At 61.4% G+C, this 19,919-nt stretch carries 11 protein-coding genes and 1 pseudogene; 7 read left to right on the top strand and 5 right to left on the bottom strand.

Annotated features, from left to right (window positions below; all coding sequences use genetic code 11):
* Positions 1-131: 131 nt before the first annotated feature.
* On the top strand, positions 132-3,767 hold the full coding sequence (locus QTI66_RS31855; RefSeq protein WP_286564368.1) for a D-arabinono-1,4-lactone oxidase: 3,636 nt from the start codon (positions 132-134) through the stop codon (positions 3,765-3,767).
* 264 nt (positions 3,768-4,031) lie between these two features.
* Here the strand turns inward: QTI66_RS31855 and QTI66_RS31850 are convergent, their stop codons facing one another.
* On the bottom strand, positions 4,032-4,349 hold the full coding sequence (locus tag QTI66_RS31850) for a hypothetical protein (RefSeq protein WP_286564367.1): 318 nt from the start codon (positions 4,347-4,349) through the stop codon (positions 4,032-4,034).
* Between the two features lie 295 nt (positions 4,350-4,644).
* On the opposite strand from QTI66_RS31850, the gene QTI66_RS31845 reads away from it, so the two are divergent.
* On the top strand, positions 4,645-6,642 hold the full coding sequence (locus tag QTI66_RS31845; RefSeq protein ID WP_286564365.1) for an ISKra4 family transposase: 1,998 nt from the start codon (positions 4,645-4,647) through the stop codon (positions 6,640-6,642).
* 215 nt (positions 6,643-6,857) lie between these two features.
* Here the strand turns inward: QTI66_RS31845 and QTI66_RS31840 are convergent, their stop codons facing one another.
* Positions 6,858-15,107 (bottom strand): SpvB/TcaC N-terminal domain-containing protein, encoded by an 8,250-nt coding sequence (locus tag QTI66_RS31840; RefSeq protein ID WP_286564364.1) that lies wholly within the window; start codon positions 15,105-15,107, stop codon positions 6,858-6,860.
* A gap of 746 nt (positions 15,108-15,853) precedes the next feature.
* Between QTI66_RS31840 and QTI66_RS31835 the strand changes: the two genes are divergently transcribed.
* Positions 15,854-16,174 (top strand): hypothetical protein, encoded by a 321-nt coding sequence (locus QTI66_RS31835; RefSeq protein WP_286564363.1) that lies wholly within the window; start codon positions 15,854-15,856, stop codon positions 16,172-16,174.
* 240 nt (positions 16,175-16,414) lie between these two features.
* A complete protein-coding gene (locus QTI66_RS31830) occupies positions 16,415-16,723 on the top strand; it encodes a hypothetical protein (RefSeq protein ID WP_286564362.1) in 309 nt (102 codons plus the stop codon).
* A gap of 115 nt (positions 16,724-16,838) precedes the next feature.
* Here the strand turns inward: QTI66_RS31830 and QTI66_RS31825 are convergent, their stop codons facing one another.
* The 3 genes from QTI66_RS31825 to QTI66_RS31815 form a co-directional block, all read right to left on the bottom strand.
* On the bottom strand, positions 16,839-17,132 hold the full coding sequence (locus tag QTI66_RS31825) for a DUF6788 family protein (protein ID WP_286564361.1): 294 nt from the start codon (positions 17,130-17,132) through the stop codon (positions 16,839-16,841).
* 63 nt (positions 17,133-17,195) lie between these two features.
* Positions 17,196-17,552: a transposase gene (locus QTI66_RS31820; RefSeq protein ID WP_286564359.1), complete on the bottom strand. Its 357-nt coding sequence runs from the start codon at positions 17,550-17,552 to the stop codon at positions 17,196-17,198.
* Positions 17,549-17,947: a hypothetical protein gene (locus QTI66_RS31815; RefSeq protein WP_286564357.1), complete on the bottom strand. Its 399-nt coding sequence runs from the start codon at positions 17,945-17,947 to the stop codon at positions 17,549-17,551. Before QTI66_RS31815 ends, QTI66_RS31820 begins: the two co-directional genes overlap by 4 nt.
* 233 nt (positions 17,948-18,180) lie before the next feature.
* On the opposite strand from QTI66_RS31815, the pseudogene QTI66_RS31810 reads away from it, so the two are divergent.
* The 3 genes and pseudogenes from QTI66_RS31810 to QTI66_RS31800 all read left to right on the top strand — a co-directional run.
* Positions 18,181-18,359 (top strand): annotated as a pseudogene (locus tag QTI66_RS31810) (IS6 family transposase); the annotation flags it as partial.
* Between the two features lie 448 nt (positions 18,360-18,807).
* Positions 18,808-19,428 (top strand): hypothetical protein, encoded by a 621-nt coding sequence (locus QTI66_RS31805; protein WP_286564355.1) that lies wholly within the window; start codon positions 18,808-18,810, stop codon positions 19,426-19,428.
* A gap of 174 nt (positions 19,429-19,602) precedes the next feature.
* Entirely contained in the window at positions 19,603-19,893 is a 291-nt protein-coding gene (locus QTI66_RS31800; RefSeq protein WP_286564353.1) for a transposase, read from the top strand.
* Positions 19,894-19,919: the final 26 nt, after the last annotated feature.

Raw genomic sequence — 19,919 nt, 5'->3', positions numbered from 1 at the left:
GTCTGTACTGGTTCATCACGCCGCCCGGCAGCGCCATTGGGATGTTGTCGGATGCACTGTCCCCCTGGTTGGCGCGCTCGATAGTCACCACGATTAACAAACGTCGATGGGTACAAATATAGGAGGTCAGCATGTCACATGAGCTGAAAGGATCCGTTTACGTGAAGGAGACCGGCCTCCCAGTCATCGGCGCTTGGGTACGCCTGGTGATAGGAGATAAATCATCGCCCGAAGTCGTAAGAACCGGAGAGGATGCTACCTTCAGCTTGGCGTACGACGGACAAGGTGGCTTGATCGATGTGACTGATCGCGCGGGGAAGGTCCTTGCCACTATGCCCTTGGGAAGTTCAGGGCCGTGGGAAACCCGTATCGAGGTGTCGCAGGACGTCCTCGCCGCCTCCGCGGTTCGAAACGCGGAGAATGTGCCCGTGCTTCGCGCCGAGGTTCTGAAGACCATTGCCTTGGGAATTGAGCAGCTTGAGGACTCGGTCTTGGCCAACGCAGCGCTGGCTCTTGAGAGCCTGACGTGTCGTCTTCCGCCGATAGCGACGCTGCCAGACTTATTCCACTTGGCGCAGGACGTGCTCGAAGCTCGCGCCGGAGCTGCAACGCGCTTTCGGGAACACCTGAGGCACTTCGAGGCTTGGAACGCCGCGCGCTATCCAACACGAACGCCGCCTCCTGCACAAGAGCTAGAGGCCTTGTTCATCAAGTTGGCACATGGCAAGCACCCGCCCCACGAGCGGCGCATTGACAGAAACCGTCTCGTCGAGGCTAAGGTCGTCGTAACGATGGTCGCCGCCGCGGCCTTAGTTAGCGGAAACGACTTGACCCGGCTTTGGCGCGCACTGCAGGCCGTGCATGGCCAGTTGCAGGCGATCGCCCAGCTCCGGCCCCTCTTGCGGGACGCTCGTGCCGCCTCGTTCGGTGTGCCAGGGGCAGCAAGGTTGTTTCAACTGACCTTGGGCGAGTTCGGTGGCTTTTGCATGCCCGGATTTCACCCCTTTCCCTCACCTTTTCCCGAGGGGAATCCCATCCCGTATCCCGACCCTGGGGATTGGCACGATCCAATCGAAGTGCCCGTTGACGACTGGTGCCCAGAAGCCATCCCGGACATCGCCGTCGCCGTCGCCGAGAGGATGAGCGCCGCGGAGGTCGTCATCGAGCGAGTTGAGCCCTCCGACGCGTGCCCTGGCGAGACCCTGACGCTTTACGGGACCGGTCTTTCTCCGGGGGGATTCGACCCGATGGTCGGTTTTGCCGTTGAAGGTAGTCCATCTCGCCGTTTTGTGACAGCCTCGGCGTTCAGTGACACCCACATCGACGTGCTAGTCCCATACGACGCCATTTGCGGTGAGCTGGAGCTACTGGTGCCTGCTGCGGAGCCTGTCAACGTTTGCGGTGTAGATCTGGACTTCAATGTCCGTCCCGCGCACCCACCAATCTTCCTGGGCGGTCGCACGAAGATCTGGGCCTTTACGCACCGTCCAGCAAAGTGCCTTCACTCAGGGGAGGAGGTAGAACTGGCTTGGGAGGTGTGCAACGCCCGCGCAGTCGATCTCTCAGTTGAAATCACCGAGCGGCCGCCGGGGGCATCCGACCCGGTATTGCGCCGCCGAGTTGCCTTGACCCTCGATCCCAGAGCCGGGAGCGAGGTCTTGCGCATCCCCGATCTGGTAGGCGACGGGAGCCTCCACGCCACATTGGTGGCGAGAAGCCGCTGTGGGCAGGACGAACGGGAACTCCGAGTGGGAATTCAGAGGCAACCGTCCGACGGCTTCGTGCCATTGGGCATCGTAAGCCCCTACGAAAACTGGCACGGAAACGTGACCAGACGTGTGACGAGCACAGTACGCCCCACCACCCTGAGTGGACTGGTCGACGCTGTTCGTACGGCAGAGCGCATGAACATGGGCAGGGGGGTGCGCGTTGGTGTCGAAGGGACCCGCTGGTCCTACACCGAATGCACCGTCCCGCAAGCCTCCACACCACTAATCCCGCCGCTGGTCATCGACACGTCCGGGCTGAACAACATACGCTCCGACGTCTTGGGAGCAGCCCGCCTGGACACCCTCGAGTCTGTACTGCCCGATTGGCCCCGCCAACGCATCGACCGCATGGTCGCAACGGCAAACGGCCTCGACCCAGACACCGCACCGCCATTGCCCATCTGGACCCGACTCGTTCATGTTGAGGCCGGAATCAAGCTCTGGGACCTGAATTGCAAGCTCGACCCTCCACCCTTTCCCGGCGCCCCCTTTATTACGTTGCCTCTTGCTATCCCTAATCTCGGCGGCTCGCGCGGCCAGTCGCTCGCAGGCGCGATTAACACCGGCACTCATGGCGCAACCGTCGACCTCCCTCCAATCCCGGATCTCGTCCGGGCGCTCCACCTCGTGGCGAACGGCGGGCAGCAGTGGTGGATCGAGCGCAGGAACAAGCCCGTCACCAACGAGGCGGCCATGCGTGACCTCATGGCACGCGGGGTGCTCGATCCCTGCCTTGAATTGAGATACGACGACCACTTGTTCAACGCCTGCCTTGTCGCTATGGGGCAGGCTGGCATCGTCTATTCAATGATTATTGAGGCCGTCCCGTTGCATATGCTGCAGGAGGAGACCCGCACCATGAGCTGGGAGGCGGTCAAGGCCGAGATCCGAACGGAAATTCTTGAGAACACAGGGATCTTGCCGTGGTACTACGAGGTTTCCGTCAATCCCTCTATAGGCCGCCCGGCTTGGGTCACTACGCGCACGCCCACTTCCGCGCCCATACGCGAGAGGGCCCGGCCGTCTGGCAGCGCGGGGACCCTGACCGAAGCCCTATGGACCACGTTGTTCGGCACTGCCGCCTTTTTGGGTCCTGCAGGCCTCATAGGCCTTGGCTCAGGAGCGCTGGCCTTCGTCATGAACGGTCTTGGCTTTCATTTTTTGGAACGAAGTCGCGCCATCACTGAGATCATCCTCACAGGTCAGTTGTGGCGCATTGGCGAGCTTCTTGAACTCGAGGAGGACATCGATGCCATCGGGCGGCTCACCGGCAGCGTGGACGACATCGTCGCCGCAATCAGTGCCTCCGCCTCAGGGGACGGGGCGGCAGTCGACGAAGCACTGGCCAATGCTTTGCCGGATTTGCTCAGTGCACTGTGGCGGATCGGCATTTATTTCATATCTGGCCGTCAGATCCTCGATGCAGTCCAGAATCTCTTTACCAACATTACTCAACGGCCGCCGGGCACCGAGGTCGGAAAGAGCTACACGATCTTGACGGAACAGCCCAACTGCGGTGCGGCAGGCGGAGCTAAGCAAGAACACACCGCGCTCGAACGTCTCATCCACAGCCAAGAGTACGCCGTGCCGGCCGAACAACTTGTGCCGTTCGCTGAGGCGATCCTCGATGAAGCTGATGCGGTCCGCAACGAAGAGGACCACGCGCTCATTCTCATTCTGAATCTTCGCTTCGTTCGTCCGACCGTCGCGCTAATGGGCATGCAGCAGTTCGATCTCACTGGTCTCGTGGAGGTATGGACGATCAGCCGCATGGCAGGTAACGCCTCTTTTCACGCTCGGGTGAACCGAGTCGTCAATGAATTCATGGCGCTACCGCACTGGGGCCACGTTCACGAGGTTCGGGACCTCTCCGAGCGCTTCGGTCCTAACGCCAGTGAGTGGAAGAGGCTGCTCAACACGATCGCGCTTACTGCAGGCCACCCGAATACCTTCCGCCACCAGTTCGCGCTTGACCGCGGTTTGCTCGAGGACCTGTAGGTTGGTCCAATCGCCCTGAGACCTGAGGGAGATGCGTAGCTTGTACAGCACGGGGTTGCGGCCCGCCACGGCCGGCGCGCGTGAAGTAATGGACGCCCCCTGTGGTCCGCAAAAATTCTGTCCGTCGTCTCACCGATAGATGGTTGGCTCGGACCGAACACCGTGGCACGATGAGGCCATGGTGATGCTCGTTCAGATCGTGCTCCGCCTGATTGAAGGTAAGCGATCAGTGAACCCCGTCCTTGCGCCGCCTGGCGAAGGGGTCTAGTTGACGCTGCGGTCCCAATGACGGAGGCCTCGATCCACTCCACGCCCACGGGGCAATGGACTCGGAAGTGGTAGGTCGAGAATCTGAATTCGCTGCCGCGTCCGCCCGTTGCGGCACATCGCGACGATTTGCTCGCTCGCGGTCATGTCGACCCGTTCGACGAGCACCTCGATACCGAGCACATAGGTCTTGAACGGCAATTGGAGGTTTTCCTGGATCATGATCAGGAAGCCGACACGCTGCTCGGAGTCGTTGTACGCCTCGACGGTCGCGTCCCCGATCAGTCTCCGAAGCTTGGCGCGGGACAGCTTCATGGTAGGCCGTCAATGTGCAGGGGTTGGGCTACGAGGTTGGCAGCGCGATGTTCCAGGGCAGTAGCGCCTCGTAGTCGTCGGCCGTCTGCGCCAGCGGCAGCATCGCCTATCAGGATGCAGCCAAGTTCGAGGTCGTTGCAGGTCGTGTCGAGCTGGACGGTCTCAATGGGCCGGCGTTTCGTCTGTGCGCTTCAGCGGCGAACGCTCACGATGGTGCTGATCGCTGCTGCACTCGAGCAAAGCGGCTGGACACCATCCACACATCGTCGATGTCGTCACTGACGGCGCAAGGGGCATGCGCTCACTGGTGACCTCGGTCGCGCCGCGCGTCGCGCCGAAGATCCTCGACTGGTTCCATCTAGGAATGAAGCTGCATGCAGTGAAGGGCCCAATCTACGCACGGTGGTACTTCGCTGGCGAACGCCCACCCTTGATCTCACGATGCGAGCGGCTCTGGAAAAAGATCCGCAATGCGCTGTGGAGAGGAACGGGAGAAGCCGCCATCAAAATGACTCGAACGCTGGTGGCTTCCCTGCAAGAGGAATTGGAGGCACTCGAACCTTTCTACAGGCAGTGTGCAGAGACCGCTCACGGCGCTGCCAGGGCGCTACTCGGCTTCCTTGAGAACAACAGGAAAGACTTGGTGGACTACCAGCGAGAACGGATGAAGGGGCGACGAATCTCCTCGGCATCGGCGGAGTCGAGAGTGTGCAAAAGTGTGGGAGGCTGCAAGGGACGGCGGCCTTGCTTCGAGTTGCTCATGAGGCGGCCATCTTCGCTACTCTGGCGGCCATCGAACGGTCGGAGGCAAACCATGCGCTTGATCATTGAGGCACGAATTGCTGAGGCCGGCGACATCGGCGACGCAGTGGACGGTGCCGTGACGTTGGCTGTGCTCGAGCGGGGCGACCGCAGTCTTTCCAAGTTGGGCCTCACCCTTGCTGAAGGCCGTGTCCTGCTGGCCCGGGCCCAAGACGTATTGGTCTCGCAGCAAGTTGACGGGTGGATGTCGGGCGAGACGAACTGCCGCCGGTGCGGCACGACGCTCAGCCACAAGGATAGTCGCAGCATTGTGGTGCGGACGGTGTATGGAAACGTGGCCGTCAGGAGCCCGAGATTGTGGTCGTGTCCCTGCCGTGCGGCGCCGGGGACAGCACGCAGTTCCATGAGCCCGCTTTGCAAGGCGCTGCCCAAGCGGGTGACACCGGAACTGGAATACCTTCAGGTGGAATGGGCCGCCCATCTGCCTTACCGGCAGGCCACGGCGCTGCTCAAGGAGGTCCTTCCGCTCGACAGGCAGATCTCATTCAGCGGCACACGGCAAAGGATTCACGCGGTCGCAAGGCAACTCGATGCCGAGGTGGAGCGCGAAATCGCGCAACAGCCGAAGGCGGCCGATATCACCGACATCATCGTCCCACGACGCGAATCCACCAACGTCGCATGCGTCAGCGTCGATTCGGCATGGTTGAAACACCACAGCAGCCCCAAGGGCCGCCAAGCTGCGCGCGCCGAAGCCAAGCTTCGGTCGCCTTGGTCGCCGGCACCGATCCCGCAACGCCACGTGAACATCGTTGCGGGGAGAGCCTCGTTTGCCGACCGTGGCCCTCGCGTGTATGCGTATGTGCACAAGCAGGTGCCCTCGGGGGCCGCGCGATTGGATCAGTTCCTCGCCCGAAGCGGTGTCGGGCCCAACGAGCGGGTGACCGTGATCAGCGATGACGCGGGCGAGTTCGCCAAGGCAGTGCAGGGCAGCCAACTTGCCCGCGGCAGGATACTGGACTGGTTTCACATCGCAATGAAGTTCAAGGCGGCGGAGAACTCGGTGTTCGGCAGCGCGATGATCGAACCGCTGGAGCGAGCTTGGGTGCAGAGCGAAATCCGCAGCGCCAAATGGTTCGTCTGGCACGGCAAGGGCGGCAAGTCCGTGGCGCGCATCAAAGCGCTCGATGCCGCGTTGATGGCCAGGAAGGGCTACGAATACTCGACGCTCTGGTGGAATCTCCAGCGCGTGTCTGGCTACATCGAGAACAACGCCGGCACACTGGTGAACTACGGGGCGCGTCACAGAAGGGGCTTGCCTATCAGCAGCAGCATCGCAGAGTCGGCAGTGAACCTGGTGGTGAGCCATCGGATGGCGAAGAAGCAGCAAATGCGATGGACCGACGAAGGGGCCCATTGCCTGGCGCAGGTCCGCGTCGCTGCTCTCAACGGCGAGCTGTCGCCAGGTCGACTGGTGGCGTTGGCCAAGGCGTCGAAGACGGGCACACGGCTCTCGTGCCATCCGCCATAAGGCAGTTAGTCCCAGAGAGTTCGGATGCGTGACCTTCGGAATCAGCCTCCCACACTTTTGCACACTCTCCTTCACGGCAACAGACATACTATTAGTACTCTTCACGGCTGCCGTTCACCTTGTAGCGCAACCCTGTTTCTTCGGGAGCGCCTGGCCCGCGTGCGAGCTTGGGATTCTCAATAAATGGAGGAAGCGATGTGTAGCGTGCGGAGTCGTCACCAAAGTCCCATCTTGTGTGCGATGGCCCCGGCAGTGTCTACGGACCAACTATCTAGGTCCTTCATCCATCGCGGTACCGATTGCGACCGCTCGAACCAGCCACGCATGTTGCCGAAGCCGGTTCCGTAGTATCGGTCGGCAATGTCAATTGGTCCCGTTTGATCTGTTGCCGCAGCATGCGCCGTAAAGCCAAGAAGCGCAAATGAACCGGCTGCGGCTAGCACTGCGGCTCCTGTCGCGCCCGCCCTTGTCGCGACAGAGGCTGCAAGCGCCCTCGATCCTCTGGCTAGTGCCGCTGTTGCTTGGCCGATGGATAGCGATCCGCCGCTTGTCGCAGCTCGCAATGCATATCTTAGAAGGAACCATCCGCCGCTAAGGAACGGAAAGCGAGCACCTTCACCGAATTGCGATATTTCCTGATATCCAGGAATAAGCTGCGCGCCAAAGGCCTTTATGAACTTGCCCGCCAATAATTGCGCTCCAGTGAACGCCTGAGAAGCAGCGTACCGAGCCGTACCGAGCCACGTCGCCTGAAAGCGTCCAGATACGTTGTAACCAAAGCCATGGGAACCTGGCTCGACTTTCCAACTTCCGACTCGAAGGCCGACGCCGCGCGCCGCTTCTTCCAATTGTTCGCCGATGAGGGTGTACGGTAGCTGGCCGTGCTGTCTGAGTTGCGCAACGGTCTCTTCATGTATGACGAACAAGCTGAAAGCTTTCGGGCGACCGAAACGCGAAGAGAACTCGCTGAAGTGCTCCACGCGGATGTCACTTGAAAGACCTATACCTCGTAGTGCACCAGTAACGCTTATGGCGGTTCCCGTACCGCCAGTACCGAGGAAGGTACGGGAAGGAATCTCGAATTCGCTCGCGACGTTCGCGGCACCGCGAGCAGTGCCACTCATTGCCGTCAAGTCAGTTTCGATCAGGAATTTAGAAGCATTTACCCCAAGCGATTTGGTCTTGAGGAAACCTGGCACTTGAACGCCGCTGGTATCCGGTTCCTGAATAGTGTCTTCGACGGCCTTGCCAGGCGCCAGGCCTTGTGGATCTGACTGATTAATTGGAGAACAGTGGCAATAGCAATACGCAGAGGCGAGCATACGCTCGCGCACGCTTGGCTCACCGCTGACCCAACGACCGAGGCTTCCCTGTAGGAACCTAGCGCCAAGATACACAAGCCCATTCTCTTCATCCCGCTCCATTCCGGTGTATCGGTATCGTTTCGCTGGCGCTTCGGCGAATGAATCCATCAACCGATAGGCGGTCGTTCCGTACGGATGAAACTCCTCATAAGAAATTACTCGTGCGGTTTCATCCAGTTCACCGCCGACGGAGCCGAGGTGATTGCCGTATTGGTAACGAAAGAGTGTTTTCGGCCTGATGCTCAGGCCGTTCGGCCCAGGCTGCGCATTGGCATCTGCCCGAATCACGTCGTCGACCAATAACACCCGCTGTTCGCCTTCAAACAGATGCAGCGATTCGATCTCCTCGACGGGTGTTACCAGATTGGCAGCGTTGTACCTCCTGTAGAGCTCGTAGCCGCCCAGGTAAATGCGCTCCCAGTAGCCTCCGAGACCATTCTGGTTCTCGATGCGCTTGCGTGTCCGCTGTTTGCCGCTGTCGTACTGGTACCAGGCCCCGCCACCGCCGCCGAGGTCAATGCTGCGAATCATGTCGCGATGGTCCCAGCGCAAGTGGTGTTGCGCGCCCACGGGGCCGAGGTTACGCATGCTGCCGTGAAGGTCGTAAAGGAAGTCGGCGACGGCGGCGGTCGCTCGGTTGCTGCCTTGCCAAGTGGCTAGCAGGCGGTTGCTGTCGACGGCGGTTTCGTAATGGCGAGTCCAACTCTTCGTGGTGTCGCTGGGCACGCGATGTCGCATGGTGATGAAATTGCCAACCGCGTCGTACTCGTAGAGCTGGGTGTAGCGACGCAGGGTCTGATTGGTCACCGGGAAGCCGTTGCCATAGGCGGGCTCGGTGCCGTCTCGCGCCGCGTCGCCACCCTGTGCTGTTTCGCGGCCCTGGGCCCAAACCAGGCGGTAAAGGGCGTCGTACTCGTAGAGGCTGCGAGGTTCGGCGATGCCGCTGTTCCAGAACACCGGCTTGTAGGCTTGGTCTTCGCACTCGGTGATGTTGCCTACCGGGTCGTAGGTGTAGTTCAGGTCCTGCACCACACCAGGGTCCGTCAGGTTGGCACGCCGCTGCGAGTAGAGGCGCTTGTCGGCTGGACGGGTAGTGAAAATTTGTCGCAGGCGGAAGGTGTCTGTGTCGTACTCATATTGGGTGAGCGTGCCATTGCCGAGCGCAAGATCGGTCTTCTGGCCTTTAGCGTTGTAGTGGATGGCGGCAATGGCTGTGGTCCGCTTGCCTGAGGCAGGGTCATAGCCGTTTGCAGTCTTGGTCGCCCGCACGACGAGGTCTTCACTGAACAACGCGCCGCGTGCGTTGTATGTGGGCTCGTACACCGCCACAGGCTGGCCTGGGCGGTGCCAGTTGAACAGTCTTGTCATTCGGCCCAGCGCGTCGTGCTCGGTGATCTGGGTGTAGCTCTCGCTATCGCCCTCCAACTTGGACGTGCCGTCAGGGTTGACATCGGCGGCCCAGTCGATGCGTGAGGCCTTGGCATCGCTGACCAACCTGCGCCGCACTGCCTGCACGTTGCCCTTGAAGTCGAGCCGCAAGGTCTCGACGCGGCCGCTGGGGTCGAAATGGCGCACAGCTTGGCCGTTGAGGTTGGCGGAGTCGTTGAGCTGGGCGTCCTGGTACTCGAAGCGTTCGACCTTTTCCTTCGGGGTTGCGATGAAGGGTTGGGCAGAGCCCTTGGGCCGGCTCCACGTGCGCAGCCAGAGTGCGGTGGGGCGGTGCAGCCCGTCGTAGTCGGCGATCATGAGGCGTCGTTCGTCGAAGACGTTGATGCCATCGTCCTGGCGCTCGTTGAAGTCCCAAGCCAGCATGGGCTTGCCGGCGGCGTCCATCAGCATCCAGCGGTCGCCCGCGTCCATGCTGTGCTGGTAGAGCAGGTTGCCGGCGATGTCGTAGCAGGGCGTGGCGGTGGCGGGGACGTTTTCTGCGGCGAGCCATTGGGTTGCACTCACCGGCAGTGAGGTGGGCTTGGGGGGCGTGAGGTACTGCATCACCAGGTTGCCCCGTGCGTCCCGGATCCACAGCGGCTTGCCCTCGGCATCTAGCTTCGTGTATGTGAGGGCGTGCTCGTCTTTCCAGCGGCGGCCGTCGAAGGTGTGCATGCCGCTCGGGCTTTTGACCCGGTTGTGAGCGATGGCTATGACCTCGCGGCCCAGGCTGTCGAGCACGGTGAGTGCCGGTGTGTTGGCATGCCGTGCGGCGAGCCAGACGGCGCGTTGGTCCGGGGGTGCGCTGACGGGCAAGTGGCTTGCGGGTGGGTATTGGTTGCGTGTCTGGTACCAGGCGCTTCCAAGCACGGTGTCGTTCTGGTCAAAGGTCTTGACGTTCCAGGGCGAGAACTCCACGCGGCTGAAGGTGCCGTCGGGGAACTCGGTGCGGACCAGGCGGCCTGCGGCGTCGTAGTACATCACGGGCGTCACACCGTTGGCTTCGGGCATCTGGCAGCCGAAATCGTCCACGAACCTGGGTTCGTATTGCTTGACCGGTTTACCCTTGTTGTTGAGCACGGTCAGGCCGTTGATGATCCAGCGCCTCGGAGGATCGGGGGCGGTGCTCTGCGGGTCGGGCTCGGCCTGCACCTTCTTCATGAGCACGTTGCCGCTGCCATCAGAGCATTCGAGGGCGATTTGCAGAGGGCTTTGCCCTCCAGCTGCGAGCTGGCCCACGTGCTGTTCACGCGTGATGGCGCAGGCGCCTGCCGGGCAGGTTGCCCAGGTGATGTGGCCTTGTGCGTCTTCCCCCTCGCCAAAGTGATAGACGAACCGGGTGCTTGCATCCGCAAGCCAGAGTCGAGCCTGGGTTTGCTTCTGATTGTCAAAGCCTGGGCTGGTGCAAAAGGACATGACCTGAGTGGGCGGTACATTGACCAGCGCCGTCGTCAAGCTGTCCAGGTGGTCGCCTTCCCACCGGCCGTTCACCTGCTTGCCTTTGACGGCCACGGCGACCACCTGGCCGCGGATGTCGAAGGCTGCCTGGGTGTGGTTGCCGTTGGTGTCGATGATCGTGCGTGGGGTGAGCACCCGGAAGTCAAAGTCCTGAACTTGCGTCTCGTTACCGTGCGCGTCTTTGCTAGACTCGACGTAGAGGTCCAGTGCGTCGTAGTGCAGCTCCATCGTGTTGTTGAAGGAGTCGGTGTAGCGCTCGGGCAGGTAGAAGTGCCGGGCAGCGTCGGCATCGAAACCAGCAGTGCCGGAGCGCATCCAGTATTGGCCGGTGAGGGCAGCGTCAATCTGCGTACCCGGTATGTAGCCACTGATGGCGGGGGTATCGAGCAGGCTGCGGGCCACGGTGCCAGGTTCCAGATCCCAGGCCAATTTGTCATCGATGTTCCCGGCCGCGTCTCCCTGGGTGAATACGGCTTGCAGCAACTCGTCGGTCAGGGCGAGCTTGTAGTCTTCGTACTTGAGGCCGCGCGGGCCGTGCTGGCCAAAAGTCAAAGCGGCGGTGGGTGTCTTCGGCGTGCCTTCGATGTCGTCGCCATCGTCGAAGAAGCGCGTGCGCGCATGTTCGACGATGCGACGGTGCGGACCACCCATCTTGGGTTGCTCGTGGTATTGCAGTGGCGTGACGACGATGGCCGACTGCGCCGGCAGCGTAACGGGCACAACCGGCAGGTAGGTCGAGTCCTCGCACAGCGCGTGCTGGCGCAAGCTGGCGATGTCGAAGTAGGTGTTGGCGGGTTTGGCGAGGCCGGTGATCTCGTAGCTGCGTACCTCGCAGGGCAGACGCAGGCGGTGGTCGCGAACGGCTTGCACTGCTCCCGCAGGGCGCTTTGGAAGGACCACGTCTCCGGAGTAGCGCGTCTCGGAATAGGCGACGTGGACTTCGCCTTGAACTTGCGTGATGAGGTCGGAGCGAGGCAGCGTGCCGTGGTCGCCGGGTTGCCAGCGGCCATAGCCGATGGCGATGGACTGCTGCGGGTTGCCCAATTCATCATGCCGCAGGTTGAGGGTGTGGGCGATGCGCGGGTCGGGCTTGAGCTGGCTGGTGTCTTTGGGCAACGCCAGTTCGTAGTGGTAGCTCAACGCCTCACTCTCAGTGACCAGGAACACGGCGTGGAGGTTGTCGCCCCGGGCTTGCAGGCGCTGGATGTGGCAGTTGTGCGTGGCGGCAGAGAAGAGCCGCACGGGGGTGTGCCGCGCAGGGGCTGCCGCGATGTCTTCCACATCGAGTGCATAGACCTCTTGCCTCAGCACCATACCCTTGCAGGCACGCAAGGCTTCACGCCATTCCACAGCAGTCAGGTCGGGCGGGATCTGGGGCTCGGGGAGCACTCGTTCGTGAAAGGCATTGGGCTCATTGGCGGGGTCGGGCAATCGTTCGGCAAAGCGACGCGGAAAATATTCGTGCTCGAAATGATCGAGGAGGTGCTGCCGGTCTGCTGCTGCCCCGGTGTGGTACCAGGTGATGGTCTTCACTGGGGGCTGGTAGAGCGTTTGGTCTTGTGTGATGTAGGGGCTGGCGGCATTGTGTTGCGCTGATTTTCCGTAGCTCTCCACGTCAATCTGCTCAACCCGACCAAAACCGCGGAATTCGCGCTCGGCGCCGTCAAAGTACCCGTGGTGGTAGCTGTAGGTGCTGCTGAAGGCGGTGCCGCGCCACCTGTCGCGCACGGTGACTTTGCTGACGCAATGCACGGGGAACGGCAGCCGCGTGATCCACGGCGTGCCGGCTTGCCGATCTTGCAGGTAGAAGCGGGTCGAGGGCGTGTATTCAATTTCGGTGCTGCCGCCGAGGTTGTTGTTCACCTCGATGAGCAGGTGTGGCTTCTCATGCCTGCAGTGCTCCTCCTGCGTCTCGTTGGCGCCACCCATCAGGTCGATGTAGCACACGGGCCGCCGTTCGTCGGCAGGTAGGTGCGAGTTCCACACCAGGCAGGCGGTGCCATTACCCAGCAGGTCGGCCGCTTGCACGGCGCCGAGGTTCTCGGTCGCGACGGGCAGATCGACCAGACGAGCATCGCTCAGGCTGTTGCCGCTGCGGTTGAAGTAGAGCTGAGCGCCATTGCGACCGAGATAGATGATGTCGACGGGGCCGCTGCCGTCGATGTCGGTGAGCCGGATGCGTCGCGGGTCGTAGAGGTCGCTGTGGTCGAACCGCGGCGAGTTGCCCAGCGTCACCTTGCGGCCAAAACGGCCATAGCCCAGATTGGGCCAGTAGCAGATTTGGCCATTCCGGATGCGCACGAGGGCGGTCAAGCCGTCGCCGCACATGTCGGCAAGGAAGATGGTTTGGGTGCCATCAGCGAACACAAGCCGGGGTCCGGCGTCTTCGTCCCTCGCCTGGCGTGTGCGCTCGGCGGCCGCGAACCCCCGCTCGTCGAGCGAGGGGTACCAGGTGAAAACTTCCTGCTCGGTGATCAATGCATCCGCGTGACCGTCGCCAGTGAGATCCACAAAGCGCAAATTGGGGTCCTGCCAGTCGATATTGGGCAGGCTGACAAAGGGGACGTGGCGCTTCCAGCCCTCATCGCGATCGCGCTCATGGAAGCCCGGTGCTGGGCCGCTGAAATCCACGACGTCGATCTCGCCATCGCCGGCGAGGTCCATGAACTGGTGGCGGCTGCCAGCCGCAAGGGCCATCGTCGGCTGCGCTACGACCAACCGCGTGGTGCCGAAGCGGCCGCCACCAAGGTTGGGTTTGTAGTACCAGGCGCCGGACCGCTCAGCCAGCGCTCCAGACAGGCCTTCGCCATCGAGGTCGATCCACTGGTATCCAGGGCCTTGGATGCCTACCGGGAGGTTGTCCAGCTGGCCGGCATCTATGGCGCGCACGGTCGGGTCGACCACCGGCCGGCTATAGGTGAAGGCGACCGGGGGAACTCCGCGCCATTCGTAATCGGTGTTGGACCCTGGCTTGCGCTGATAGCTCCGATGCGTGACCGCGCGCAACACCGTGTAGCCGGAACGGGTCACATCTATTGGTGCATCCGGCAGTTCGTATTCGAACTCGGTCGAACGCACAAGGCAATTGGTTCCAACTCCGGGCGCGTCGCGGAAGTGATGGAACATCAGCACACGACGACACAGCCGATACGTGCGAACTTCAAAGCCGGAGCGATGGGTGGAGAAGGCGTCCACGCGTGCCGGCCAGGGATTGGCGGACGTGGTCCGATCAGGAACGGGCGTGGGATATGGGCCGCTGTGGTCGCCGTAGTCGAAGACGGCCTCGAACATCCAATCGCCGGGCAAGTCGACTTCATTCAGCTCGGGGTCGAGCACCGGCAAGTAGGGTGTCGCACCGCCGTACAGGATGCGCTTCAGATAGCGGTTGGCCTGCCGGGCCTGGGGCCGGCGGTTGGCTTCCCATGTGGCGCCTGTGTCAACACCGAGGCTATTTTCCGCGGCATAGCCGTAGACGGCGACGTTGCCCTTGTCGTCGTGCGTCTGGCAGATCAGCCACTGGAAGATGCGAGTCGGGTCGTCCGGATCGGCAATGCGGCTTTCTTCGTCGCGTCCATACCAAGTGGCGATGTTGTCGCGGCTGAGTGTGCGCCAGAAGGCGTTTTCCAGCTTCCCAATTTCGCTCCAGCGTTCGATGCGGGCGAACAAGCCCTCTATGCGCGGTCGGTAGAGACGGACGTTGTAGTCCTTGCGCGCGAGCCGCGTCAGTTGGACAACACGCTTGCCGGCGTCGAGAACCGGGACCAGATCTTCCACTCCCGAAAGCAAGAAGACATCGGACTCCTCCTCATCCCCGTAGCGAGGCAACCCCTTGTCGGTCTTGCGACTGATACTTGGCAGCGCAAGTTGCCAACCCAAGGCGAACGCGCCGTGGCCCGCCCCCGAGTCATAGCCTAGCGCCAGCTGAGGACCGAAGCCGCCGCGGCCGGGCGAAAGTGCAATTGGTACCGACATCGCTCCGGTGCCGGTGACGGGATTGGCGGAGAACTTCTCACCGATCCCTCGGATGGCGCCCCCACCCTTGGGCAACGAGAGTTCTGGCGCCCTCACCAGAAAGCTCTGCTCGGTGTCCTTAGGACTCGGGGCCGCGGATTTCTCCATCGTCACGCCCTCCTCGGACGTGGGGCAATGTACTGCGCTCAAGAGTTCCGCGACATCATTATTTTGCAGGAGGAAAGGCGCACGTTTCTGGAGCACGGCGCACTGCTGCGGGGCGTGCGGCAACCACCGGGCGAAGACGTAAGGTCGTCCTTGAATGGCCTGCGCTTCACGCTCGACGGTGAATCCCGTCGCACGGGACGCAACGCAGGTGTGGCGAGTTAGTCGAAAAAGACGCTTCAGGAGGCCAAATCCTGACCTGACCCCACTCCACCGACCCTAGACTTCACCCCCTACGCAGCACCCGCCACCGGACCGGCGGTCACGATCGCCGAAACGGGCGGTCACGATACCGAAACGACATTTGGCGACGCCCTCATCGGCGTCGGTCACGATGACCGAAATGACCGGTCACGTTCTGCCAAACGAGCTCAGTCGGTCATACCAGTGTCAATGCGGCGCGGCCAATACGCTCGACTCCGAAGATGGACGATTCCATTCCCAACGGGTTGCACTGTCCCAGTAACGTCCATGTCAAACTTTGGATAACCGTCCAGTGATCATAGGCATGAAAGGGGAAGCACCATGGTGGCAACGGCATATTTCAAGCTGTTGGAATCCATCCGATCCTCCGAAGCGTCGCCCGAAAGTGCCAGCGACATTGCGCGCCGCTACTATCGAATTGGGATGCGTCGGCTCTTAAAAAGAACCAGCGGATATAGTCCACCGGTACTTGCGCCAACTCGAGGCGGACGGAATCGTGGTGCGGGTGGAGGCCCTCACTTGGAGAGGGCAGCGCGCTCCTTCGCTACTACAAGTGTGATCCGCGCGTGAACGACATGTTCATGAGCTATGAAGCCGCCCTCAGCATCCTGCAATTGCGGAGTCATCTCGGCTCCCTCGGAGAAGCCAGGACGCTTGGCAACCACGCGATCATTGAGACAGCGAAGAGCAAACTATCCAGCAATCCTTCCGAAAATAGGGGGGCGCGGGTTCGGATAGTTCAAGACGGGTTGGCACGGCAACTTGCGGACATCGACGCAGCGTTGCTCGACGACGTTCTGGAGGCCATTGGGCAAGACCAGATGATTAAAATCACGCACAAGCTTGTGAACGGAACAGCCGAGGAATACGCGCCGTCCACCGAAGCGGTGGACTGGTCATGAAGGATGGCACTGCCTGCTGATTGGCCGCTGCATATTCCGATGCACCGCATCAAAGGATGGGAGCGCATGAATAATTCGTCGGCGCTTCCCAAGGACTTCAGCCTCCGACGGGCACCTTGAGATCACTCATCAACTGTGCCATGCATTCGGGCGTCCAGCTCGTTCCATGGATTCTTAGCATGGGTCCGTGGTTCAAGATTGTTTCGCCTGCTGCTGTTCGTGACGAGGTGGCGGGCGCGCATGGACAAGATGGCGCGTCTTTGCACGTCGCACAACCCTGTCCCAGGGCGACTCGGTAACGCGGGGTTCGTGCTTGATGCGTTCGTGGTGGATGATTCGCTGCCCGACCAGGAACCCGTCCTGGAAGAAGAGCATGAGCTCGACTTCGAAGATGCTGAAGTACGCGAAGTGGTGGTACTCGATCAGTTCGCCGAAGGGGCAACGCAGCGCGCCAGTCAGCCAGAACGCGAATCGACCGGTGCCGGTGTTGGCCCGATCATTCGCCTTGACGCTCTCGTAGTATTCAGGCGAATAGTTTCGGAACAGTGATTCGATGGTTGCGAGACTGCCATCGCGAAACTCCGCGATGAACCCCGTCAGGTAAAATCGGCCTTTTGCGATTCTCCCATGTAGATCCTGGAGAGTGCCAAGTTCTCGATGCGATTCAATCGATCTCTTTGTTGAGCCGGAGAGTTGAGAGTTCTGTTGCCAGGTCGATCCAGCGATCCGTCAGGAGCTTCATCCGCTCGTAGTTCTTGAGCTGCTTGCGCGCCGCGGGCAACTCCTTCTGCTTAACGAACTTGGTGCTGCTCTTGCCCTTGCGCGTGTAGCTGACCTGGTAGTACGGACCGTGCGCGACAGCGGCGACCTGCTTGCCTCGCTTGAGACTGATGCGCTGGAAGAAGGCACTCAGCGGCCCCGGGGCTTGCGCCAGAGCCCAGGCTGCTTCGACCAGCATCCCGCGGGCGTGGCCGCGGCCTTGGTGAATGATGTGTCCGTGGTAGGCGGGGTGGTCGCCGGACTAGTGCACGCTCGGATTCAGGCCGAAGTAGCTCACGAGCTTCTCGGGACTTGAGAAGCGCTTGATGTCGCCGATGGCGCTGGCCGCCACGATCGAGTTGACTCCGCCGATCGTCATCAGCTGCTTGACGTTTGGATCGTCGAGCGCGCGCTGCGCGAGTTCCTTGTCGATGACGGCCAGCTCCACTGCAAGGCGGTCGAGCTCATCGTGATGGCGCAGCGCCACGCGCTGCTGATCCGGCGGCAGCGGCAGTTCCTCCAACCGCGCTCGCCCCTTCTTGCTGTAGATGCGTCCCGTCTCGCGTGCGATCAGGTTGACGTGGAGGATGGATTGGATCCGGTTCTTCAGCCGGGTCATCTGCGACACGAGCTGGCCCGCTCGGCAATGCAGCGGCGTTGCAGTTCGACCTCCTCGGCGGGCATCCACACCTCGGGCAGGAACTGCGCCGCGTGCAGGCGGGCGAGCGTCGCGGCGTCGATCTTGAGGGTCTTCACCTTGGCCCAGGCGATTGCCCGCACTTGCATGGGGTTGGCGATGGCCACGCGATGCACGAAGGGCGTCAGCAGCCGGACGATGACCGCCGTGTTGCCGGTCGCCTCCAACACGACGTCGTCTTCCTTGGTCAGCGTAGCGGCAACAATCAGCACTGCATCGCCGGCCATGGCGAAGCGGCCGTGATCCTTCACGAGGCCGTTCTCGCGGATCGCGACCTGCGCGAAGTTGCGATGAACATCCAAGGCGATGACTCTCATAGGCGCCTCCTGAAGTGATGAGCACACGGCGGAAGCTCGCGGGCAACACGACACCTACGGATTCGCGCTCGCAGCGCAACCGGGCAGATCGAAGGGGCAGCCAGTTAACAACCCGAGCTCGCAGCTCATCAGGTACTCCGGCCTGCCCGAAAGACATGCTCCCGTCGCCCCTATCCCGGTGCGGAAACGATACTCCGCCGGAGGCATCGACCCGTACGCCGGGAAGGCGGGAGAGACAAAGCATGCCAGGTAACCACATAATCGAGCAGGACCATCGGGGCGTGAAGTCGCGCATCAACCCCATGCTCGGCTTCAAAGTCTTCGACAGAGCGGCGGTGACGCCGGCGTGGAATTGCTGCATCGCATTCGCAAGGGACAGTTCAATCTCGCCCGGCTTCGTCTTCGAGGCTAAGCTGCGCCTGCGATTTGGAATGCTGTGCTTTCTGCCTGACCGGCGCGACGCACTCGCGCGGCGATTCGGCCACGTCGAAAATTCGCACCAGAGCCGTTATGGGCCGCTCGGCCCCGCGCACTTGTGCAGGCGCAGTCCGACACCGCTCTGCCACCCTGCACCTACGGCATTGACGCTGACTTGCGCGAGCCCTTCACAAGGCTGTTCCGCTGCCTTTGAACGGCCTCAAGTTGCGCGAGCAGGGCGGGACATTCGTTGGAGGTCGCCACCAAGGCAAGAGGACTGCGCCTGAGTGCGGTAATTGACTTCTCGACGGCGGCAGCATCGCGATTTGGTGATTGACTGCGGTTCGTTGGCATCTTAGGGACCGCTTGCGCATCCATTCAACGACGGTCACAGTATTCATGCGCCCGGAATTCCTGGGTTTACTCGAGCCTTGGAGACCAGCATGCAAGTTGACTCGCAAACTCCAACCGCCCAAATCGACCCCTTCCCGAAAGATCAACTCGATGCACATCGTTTAATGGTCCTGTGGCTTTTCGTCGTTACTGCCGCAGTGGCTGCCTTGCTTGCCACCGCTGTCATACTCGCGGACCCGACTTTGCATCCAGGCAAACCAGATGATGCTGATCGACAAGCGCCAGTTTTGCTTCTTGTAGCGATGGCGGGTGCTATGGGAGGGTTCGTGAGTTGCCTGCGGCGACTGTACGCATTTGAGGACATCTTTCCGCGAACGCAGTACGTAGTTCTTTTTGGAACATTTAATCCATACTTGATTGCTTACTCGTCCATTCCACCGCTCATAGGACTCATTGCTGCTGTGGCCGGCTATGGGATGTTCGCAGCAGGGCTGCTTCAGGGGTCAACGTTCCCTGCATTCCGCTGCGCAGAGGGAGGCAACGGTTGCATGACGCTGCCAACCTTTCTGGGCTACTGGAGACCCTCTGGACCAACCGACTACGCCAAATCGCTCGTTTGGGCTTTTATTTTTGGCTTTTCAGAGCGCTACTTCGTAGATATTCTCAACCAATTCGGGAGCAGGGCGCGCTCGGATCGAACATCGGCCTAGCCATTCCGTATCGACTTGCGATTTGCTTCTCGATGATGAGGTCGTGAGGGTGGGCCCACCCCTTGACGAAAGACCCCAGATCGTTGGTATGCGGTCAGCAAACCACGTCCTTGAAGGTCGCGAGAGATGCTGAGAGTCTACGAACCCACCTAACTACGTGGGTTTGTTATGTCAATGGAATTCGATGTCGGGGACTTGGCGCAACGGCTGGTGATCAGTCGCAAGCGCGATGGCCGCAGCGTCTACGATCCGGTCGCCAAACGCGAGCTGATCGAGGCGTGCATGCGACCGGGCGTGTCGGTCACGAAGCTGGCGCGCGAGTGCGGCGTCAACGCGAACCAGCTCAGCACCTGGATACGCGAGCGTCAGAAGGACAAGGGTACTGCGCCGTCCACCGGCGGCGAAGTCGTCGAGGTTCGCTCGCCGGCGTTTGTGCCTGTTTGCGGTGCAGCGAGCCTGTCCTGAATTTTGTGTTCGAGGCATAACATGAC

The organism is Variovorax brevis, assembly GCF_030317105.1.
Classification (GTDB): Bacteria; Pseudomonadota; Gammaproteobacteria; order Burkholderiales; family Burkholderiaceae_C; genus Variovorax; species Variovorax brevis.
This window is presented reverse-complemented; position numbering and strand designations above follow the sequence as displayed.

Bases quoted from the DNA above. Each gene is read 5' to 3' on its own strand.
- QTI66_RS31820 (WP_286564359.1), bottom strand. From the start codon at position 17,552: ATGACCCGGCTGAAGAACCGGATCCAATCCATCCTCCACGTCAACCTG.
- QTI66_RS31800 (WP_286564353.1), top strand. From the start codon at position 19,603: ATGGAATTCGATGTCGGGGACTTGGCGCAACGGCTGGTGATCAGTCGC.
- QTI66_RS31845 (WP_286564365.1), top strand. From the start codon at position 4,645: ATGCGCTCACTGGTGACCTCGGTCGCGCCGCGCGTCGCGCCGAAGATC.
- QTI66_RS31805 (WP_286564355.1), top strand. From the start codon at position 18,808: ATGCAAGTTGACTCGCAAACTCCAACCGCCCAAATCGACCCCTTCCCG.
- QTI66_RS31835 (WP_286564363.1), top strand. From the start codon at position 15,854: ATGAGCTATGAAGCCGCCCTCAGCATCCTGCAATTGCGGAGTCATCTC.
- QTI66_RS31855 (WP_286564368.1), top strand. From the start codon at position 132: ATGTCACATGAGCTGAAAGGATCCGTTTACGTGAAGGAGACCGGCCTC.
- QTI66_RS31830 (WP_286564362.1), top strand. From the start codon at position 16,415: ATGGACAAGATGGCGCGTCTTTGCACGTCGCACAACCCTGTCCCAGGG.
- QTI66_RS31815 (WP_286564357.1), bottom strand. From the start codon at position 17,947: ATGAGAGTCATCGCCTTGGATGTTCATCGCAACTTCGCGCAGGTCGCG.
- QTI66_RS31850 (WP_286564367.1), bottom strand. From the start codon at position 4,349: ATGAAGCTGTCCCGCGCCAAGCTTCGGAGACTGATCGGGGACGCGACC.
- QTI66_RS31825 (WP_286564361.1), bottom strand. From the start codon at position 17,132: ATGCTGGTCGAAGCAGCCTGGGCTCTGGCGCAAGCCCCGGGGCCGCTG.